Genomic DNA, 1673 nt, shown 5'->3' on the forward strand with positions numbered 1-1673 from the left:
AATAATTTGAAGGGGTTGTCCGCTCACAATCATAAACTTAGTTCGTAAAGCTTCGTGACGGCGGATAATTTCCTTCAGGCTTTTCTCTAGTGCGATCGCATCTAATTGACCCCGAATATGAACTGTTACGGGCTCGTTATAGAAAGGAACCTTGGGATTGAGTTGTGCGAGCAACCACAGTTGTTCCTGAAAATAGGAAAACGGTATTGGTCCAGCATCGGTTCGGCGAGTTATCGTTTTGGCCGACCCTTGACGCAAGCCTTTTTTCTGGAGCAGGAGTTTGAGGAGTTCTTGTTTGTCTGTAGGGAAAAAACGATCTGAAGAAGACTTATCCATTTTTTTGAAACCATTCCTAATTTTTATCGTTTTTATTTAGCAGACAAGAGGCTTTCAGAATCAGCTAGAGGTTTCAGTGGCTTATAATCGCGACTAACCAAAAATTCTGGTCTGGGCCGATCGACATAAACGGGAAGATTCTCGACACTGTTGTAAGTAATAATCATAAGTCGGCGGGGAAAAGGAGAAATGTTGGTAACCGAGCCATGAACCACGTTGCTATCGAACAACAGTATAGAGCCAGCCGTACCTTTCGGGGCTAAAATTCCAAATTTTTTAACTAATTGTGTAACAGTTTGTGGGGGAATACAATACTTAAGATTTGCGCTAACATTCACTTTCCAATCTGCTGTTTCAGGATTAGCTTCAGTTTTGGCTACCGATGCTTCTAGATCGAGTATTCCCGGTTTGTGGGAACCTGGAATAAAAATCATCGGTCCGTTAAATTCATTGAGATCATCCAATAAAATTGCTAGGCTAATCACCTTGGGTAGTGGCATTCCATCTTCCTTGTGCCAGTAGATAAAATCTTGATGCCAAGGCCATACATCTCCACCAAAAGCTGCTTTTAAATTAATCTTAAATTGGTAAAGATACACCTGACTGCCAAGAAGCTGATGGGCAGGTTCGAGCAAGCGCGGTTCTCGGATTAAGTTCTAGAAAACCTTGTTAAACAGATGGCAACCGTGTAAAGCGCGAACCGTATGACGATCTTTTTCTAGCACTCGCCCTGGTACATCTTCAGCCATTAAACCGGGTAGCTGTTCTTGTATCAGCGAGACTTCCTCTTGAGAAAATAAATCGGGAATTAACAGAAATCCCTGGTTGTTATATTGGTCTATTTGTTCTGTTGTAAGTTTCATAAAGTTTATGGGTTTATAAACAACTTGAAACTTCATAGGCTTTTACGAGTTTTCCTTCATCTGAGCTAGCATGGCAGCCACTTCTTCGGGAGATAGCCGATTAATTGCTTGGAAAGTCCTGGCAATTTTGTCAATGACTTCCCGACCTCCTCCACTTTCTGCCATTGCTTCCACCAGTCCACTGGAGTTTAGACTAAAGCTTGAATAATGAGTCAATCACTGGGGTAAATTCAAACTGAAATCGTTGCGAAATTTCTATAAAAATCAGGGTAATTTTTTAAATTTATTCGTTTTATTTTGGCTTTCAAAGGTACCTTTGCCCTTTTTTACAATAGGACACCTTAGTTTCTTATTCCTCTTTTTGCATTTTTGCCAGCCTGGGAATTTTCCACGCAGTTTAGGTGAACTAGTAGGTGTAACAATCGCAAACATTACTTCAATCGCAAACATTACTTCGCTCCAAGCTGCTGCGGT

General features: G+C 41.1%; 4 protein-coding genes and 1 pseudogene. All 5 read right to left on the reverse strand.

The window, feature by feature from the left end; genetic code table 11:
- Nucleotides 1-336, reverse strand: a 336-nt coding sequence (locus F6K37_RS41430) for a condensation domain-containing protein (protein ID WP_287257091.1), incomplete at its 3' end; no start/stop codon positions are given.
- 32 nt (nt 337-368) lie between these two features.
- On the reverse strand, nt 369-986 hold the full coding sequence (locus F6K37_RS41435; protein ID WP_324293518.1) for a phytanoyl-CoA dioxygenase family protein: 618 nt from the start codon (nt 984-986) through the stop codon (nt 369-371).
- A 6-nt stretch (nt 987-992) separates the two neighbouring features.
- Nucleotides 993-1199 carry a phytanoyl-CoA dioxygenase family protein gene (locus F6K37_RS41440; RefSeq protein WP_229414751.1) on the reverse strand — a complete coding sequence of 69 codons (207 nt, stop codon included), beginning with the start codon at nt 1197-1199 and terminating at the stop codon, nt 993-995.
- A 42-nt stretch (nt 1200-1241) separates the two neighbouring features.
- Entirely contained in the window at nt 1242-1364 is a 123-nt protein-coding gene (locus F6K37_RS41445; RefSeq protein WP_267872110.1) for a hypothetical protein, read from the reverse strand.
- A 99-nt stretch (nt 1365-1463) separates the two neighbouring features.
- Nucleotides 1464-1673: pseudogene (locus tag F6K37_RS41450) on the reverse strand (hypothetical protein); the annotation flags it as partial.

The sequence above is a fragment of the Moorena sp. SIO4E2 genome, from assembly GCF_010671945.1.
GTDB lineage: Bacteria > Cyanobacteriota > Cyanobacteriia > Cyanobacteriales > Coleofasciculaceae > Moorena > Moorena producens.